Source organism: Streptomyces sp. NPDC006997 (genome assembly GCF_040635175.1).
In the GTDB taxonomy this organism is placed as follows: domain Bacteria; phylum Actinomycetota; class Actinomycetes; order Streptomycetales; family Streptomycetaceae; genus Streptomyces.
This window is the reverse complement of sequence record NZ_JBEYHH010000084.1, coordinates 1-5,527: the sequence shown is the minus strand read 5'-3', so window position 1 is coordinate 5,527 and position 5,527 is coordinate 1. Positions and strand designations below refer to the sequence as shown.

Annotated in this window: 2 protein-coding genes; both read left to right on the top strand. The window is 71.1% G+C overall.

Annotation, left to right across the window (positions count from 1 at the left end; all coding sequences use genetic code 11):
- Positions 1 to 3 precede the first annotated feature (3 nt).
- Positions 4 to 4,518, top strand: coding sequence for an SDR family NAD(P)-dependent oxidoreductase (locus ABZ659_RS35645; RefSeq protein ID WP_360229106.1), 4,515 nt, complete (start codon positions 4 to 6; stop codon positions 4,516 to 4,518).
- On the top strand, positions 4,515 to 5,527 hold a 1,013-nt coding region (locus ABZ659_RS35640), incomplete at its 3' end, for a beta-ketoacyl synthase N-terminal-like domain-containing protein (RefSeq protein ID WP_360229103.1). The genes ABZ659_RS35645 and ABZ659_RS35640, both read left to right, overlap by 4 nt.

Below are 5,527 nucleotides of genomic sequence, written 5' to 3'. Positions count from 1 at the left end.
TCGGTGGGTGAGCTGGCGTGTGCGCACGTGGCGGGGGTGCTGTCCCTGGAGGACGCGTGCACGCTGGTGGCGGCGCGCGGTCGTCTGATGGGTGCCCTGCCCGCGGGTGGTGGCATGGTCGCGGTCCAGGCGACTGAGGCCGAGGTGGTCGAGTCGCTGGCCGGGTTCGAGGGGCGTCTGTCGGTTGCCGCGGTGAACGGCCCCACGGCCGTCGTGGTGTCCGGCCGCCTCGATGCCCTGGAGGAGTGGCTGCCGCAGTGGGAGCAGGAGGGTCGTAAGACGACGCGGCTGAAGGTCAGTCACGCCTTCCATTCCCCGCTGATGGAACCGGTGCTGGATGAGTTCCGTGCGGTGGCTGAAGGTCTCACCTTCCACACACCGAACATCGCGGTGGTGTCGAACGTGACCGGCACACTGGTGTCCACCGAGCTGACGGATCCGTCGTACTGGGTCACTCATGTCCGTGAGGCGGTCCGTTTCGCCGACGGCGTGCGCACCCTCGCAGCCGAAGGCGTGACCCGCTTCGTCGAGGTCGGTCCGGACGCCGTACTCACCGCTCTCGCCCAGCAGACGCTGGACGTCGAGGACGCGGTGTTCGCCCCCGTGCTGAAGGCACGGGTACCGGAGGTGGAGGCGTTCGCGGCGTTCCTCGGTCACGCTCATATCGCCGGACTCCCGGTCGACTGGGACGCCTTCTACACCGGCTCCGGCGCCCAGCGCGTCGAGCTGCCCACGTACGCCTTCCAACGCGAACGCTACTGGCTGCCGCCGAACGTCAACTCCGGGGACCCGGCCGCAGCGGGCCTGCAACCGGTCGAGCACCCCCTCCTCAGCGCCGCCGTGCCGGTAGGCGACCGGGACGAGTGGGTCTTCACCGGACGCCTCTCCCAGGACAGCGCCCCCTGGGTCCGGGACCACGTCGTGTTCGGTGCGGTGCTGCTCCCGGGGACGGCGCTCGTCGAACTGGCCGGTGCGGCCGGACGGGAAGCGGGCAGCCCGGTGGTCGAGGAACTGGTCCTCGAAGCGCCGCTGGTCCTCGACGAGGTGACGGCCGTCCGCGTGCAGGTGACGGTAGGAGCGAGCGACGACGAAGGGCGTCGCGAGGTGGCGGTCTACTCCCGCTCCGCAGGCGAGGGCGACGGCCCCGAACAGGTTGTCTGCCACGCCCGCGGCACCCTCGGCGACGGCACGGCCGCCGACATGGACTGGCCAGCGCAGTGGCCCCCGGCCGGGGCGCGGCGACTCGCCACCGAGGACCTGTACGCCCGGCTCGCCGACCTCGGCTACGCCTACGGACCGGCATTCCAGGGGGTGCGGGCCGCTTGGCGTGACGGCGAGGCGGTCTACACCGAGATCACGCTTCCCGACGAACTCATCGAAGCCGGGCGGGGGTTCGTGATCCACCCGGCCCTGTTCGACGCCGCACTCCACGGCGGCCTCGATGGACTGGCCAGCGCGGACGAGTCGGTCACCCAGCTCCCCTTCTCATGGTCCGGCGTCCGGCTGACCGCGTCCGGCGGTTCTCGCGTACGGGTACGCATCACGCCGGTGGCCGACGCCACCCTGCGCATCGACATCGTGGACGACCAGGGAAGAGCGGTCGGCGGGGTGGAACGGCTGGTCTTCCGGCCCGCTGAGCGTGCGAAGCTGCGCGGCGGACGCTCGGCTGCGCATGACTCGCTGTTCCAGATCGAGTGGACGGCCGTCACCGGTGCCCCGCACCCGGTCATACCCCGCGTGGTGGCCCTCGGTGACATCCCGTTCGACGCACCGCGGTTCGCTTCCCTCGACGCGTTGGAAGACGCCGTGGCCGACGGTGCCGAGGTACCCGACGTGGTCGTCCTCCAGGTCCGCGGCGCGGGGACCGCCGACACCGCTCTTGCCGCCCGTACCGCCGCCTGCGACACGCTGGCCCTCGTCCAGCGCTGGCTGGCGAGTGCCTCGCTGGACGACTCGCGCCTGGTGATCGTGACGCGCCGCGGTGTCGCCGTGGGCGACGACGCCCCGGAACCGGCGCTGGCGCCGGTGTGGGGCCTGGTGCGCAGCGCCCAGTCCGAGCACCCGGGACGGTTCACCCTCGTCGACGTCGACGACACCGTCGGCGACGCCGAATGGAGTGGCGTGCTGGCCTCCGAGGAAGGCGAGCTGGCGGTCCGTGGGGGACGCGTCCTCGTACCCCGTCTGGCGCGTACCCAGCAGACGGCGGCGCTCCCTGACGGCGCGTGGCGGTTGTCGATCGAACGGCCCGGCTCGCTGGACGGCCTGGACATCGTCCCCTCGGCGGCCGACCGCGCCCTGCTGCCGGGCGAGGTGCGGCTCGGGGTACGGGCCGCGGGTCTGAACTTCCGCGACGTGCTGATCGCGCTCGGCACCTACCCGGGCGAGGCACCGCTGGGCAGCGAGGCCGCCGGTGTCGTCCTGGAGGTCGGGGACGAGGTGCGCGGCCTGCGGCCGGGTGACCGGGTGATGGGCCTGGTGCCCGACAGCTTCGGGCCGGTCGCCGTCACGGACAGCCGCATGGTCGTCCCGATGCCCCCGCGCTGGTCCTTCACCGAGGCGGCGTCGGTGCCCCTGGTGTTCCTCACCGCCTACTACGGTCTGGTGGACCTGGCCGGGCTGCGGCGCGGTGAGCGGTTGCTCGTGCACGCCGCTGCCGGTGGCGTGGGCATGGCGGCCGTGCAGTTGGCCCGGCATCTGGGGGCGGACGTCCTCGCCACGGCGAGTGAGCCGAAGTGGGACGCGGTGCGTGCGCTCGGCGTCGCCGGGGAGCGGATCGCGTCCTCGCGTGACCTGTCGTTCCGCGACACCTTCCTCGACGTCACCGACGGGGCGGGCGTGGACGTCGTACTGAACGCCTTGGCGGGGGAGTTCATCGACGCCTCGCTGGACCTGCTGCCCCGCGGCGGCCGGTTCATCGAGATGGGCAAGGCCGACCCGCGCGACGCGCACCGGGTGGCCCAGGACCACCCCGGTGTCCACTACCGGTCCTACGACCTCTTCGAGGCGGGGCCGGATCGTATCCAGGAGATGCTGACGGAGGTCGTGGCGCTGTTCGAGCAGGGTGTGCTGGAGCACGCGCCGGTCCGTACCTGGGATGTGCGGCGGGGCCGGGAGGCGTTCCGGTTCCTGCGCGAGGGCCGCAACACCGGCAAGGTCGTGCTGACCGTCCCCGCCCCGCTCGACCAGGACGGCACCGTCCTGATCACCGGCGGCACCGGCGGCCTCGGCGCCCTCTTCGCCGAACACCTGGTACGGCGGTACGGCGTCAAGCACCTGCTCCTGGTCAGCCGACGCGGCCCCGCCGCCGACGGCGCACCGGAACTCCTCGACCGCCTGACCGCCCTGGGTGCGAAGACCAGGGTGGAAGCCTGCGACGTCGCCGACCGCGACCAGCTCGGACAACTGATCCGTACGCTGGAAAAGCCGTTGACCGCGGTCATCCACACGGCAGGCGTACTGGACGACGGGGTGATCGAGTCCCTGACCCCCGAGCAGATCGAACGGGTGATGCGGCCCAAGCTCGACGCCGCCCTGCACCTGCACGAACTGACCGCGCGGGCGGAACTGTCGGCCTTCGTCCTGTTCTCCTCGGTCGCCGCCCTCATCGGCAGCCCCGGCCAGGCGAACTACGCCGCCGCCAACGCCGCCCTCGACGCCCTCGCCGCGCAGCGCAGGGCCAGGGGACTGCCGGGAACCTCACTGGCCTGGGGTCTGTGGGCCGAGGCCCGCAGCATGGGCGGCACCCTCGACGAGGGCAGCGTGGCGCGCTGGGCCCGGATGGGCATCGAACCCCTCCCCAACGACCTGGGCGTGGCATTGTACGACACCGCGCAGTCGCTGGACACGGCACTCCAGGTGCCCGTACGGCTGAACAGCGGCGCCCTGCGCGACCCGTCGCGCAGCGGAGCACTGCCGCTGCTGCTGCGCGGCCTCGTCCGCGAACCCGCCCGGCAGCGCACCGAGCCGACCGGCGGCGGCTCATTGGTGGAGCAACTCGACCGGGTTCCCGAGGCCGATCGCTCCCAGGTCGTCCGCGAACTGGTGCAGACGCACGTCGCAGCCGTACTCGGCCATGCCTCGGCGTCCATGATCGACACCGACAGTCCCTTCAAGGACCTCGGGCTGGACTCACTGGCGGCGGTGGAACTGCGGAACCGGCTCACGAAAGCGACCGGTCTGCGACTGCCCACCACGTTGGTCTTCGACCATCCCACCCCGGCCGCCGTCGCCGGACTCCTCCACGACCGGGTCGGCGCCCGGCACGACGACCGAGCTTCCCCGATGGACGAGGCACTGAAACAGATGGAAGCGCTGCTCGCCTCCGGGAACGAGGGCGAACTGGCCGCGTTCGAGCTGCGTCTGCGCTCCCTGGGCAACCGTCTCCGGTCGGTCCTGGGCGCCATGGGCGGCACGGGTGGCGGTCGTGACGACACGCTGGTCGAAGACGTCGACGACCTGGAAGAGGTCTCCGACGACGAGATATTCGAGTTGATCGACAAAGAGATCGGAATGGCATGAACCAGGCCGCGGGGGACCGTACAGGGAGCGGCTCGAACACGGACGAGCAGAAGCTCCGCCTGTATCTACGGAAGGTGACTGGCGAACTGCGCACTGCCAACCGGCGGATACGCGACCTGGAACAGCGCGACGTCGAACCGCTGGCGATCGTGGGTATGGCGTGTCGTTATCCGGGTGGGGTGACGTCGCCGGAGGAGTTGTGGCGGTTGGTGGCGGAGGGCAGGGACGCGATCTCGCCCCTGCCGACCGACCGGGGCTGGGACCTGGAGCGCCTGTACGACCCCGACCCGGACCACGCCGGGACGGTGACCACGCGCGGTGGCGGCTTCCTGGAGAACGTCGGTGACTTCGACGCGGGCTTTTTCGGGATCAGTCCGCGTGAGGCGACCGCGATGGACCCGCAGCAACGGCTTCTGCTGGAGGCGTCCTGGGAGGCGCTGGAGGACGCCGGGATCGACCCGACCTCGCTCCGGGGCAGCGACACCGGCGTCTTCGCCGGAGTCGTCCCCATGGACTACCGCCCGACCATGCCGCCCGAGCTGGAGGGGTTCCGGTTGACGGGGACGACGTCGAGTGTCGTCTCGGGCCGTATCGCGTACAGCCTTGGTTTCGAGGGTCCGGCTGTGACGGTGGATACGGCGTGTTCGTCGTCGTTGGTGGCCTTGCATCTGGCGTCTCAGGCGTTGCGTTCGGGGGAGTGCTCGATGGCGCTCGCCGGTGGTGTGACGGTGATGGCGGGGCCGTTCCTGTTGCAGGAGTTCAGTCGTCAGCGTGGTCTGGCTGAGGACGGTCGGTGTAAGTCGTATGCGGCGGGCGCCGACGGCACCGGCTTCTCCGATGGCGTCGGCCTGGTCGTGCTGGAGCGGTTGTCGGACGCGCGGCGCAAGGGGCATCGCGTTCTCGGTGTCGTGCGGGGGAGTGCGGTCAATCAGGATGGTGCGAGTAATGGGTTGACGGCTCCGAATGGTCCGTCGCAGGAGCGGGTGATTCGTCAGGCGTTGGCGAACGC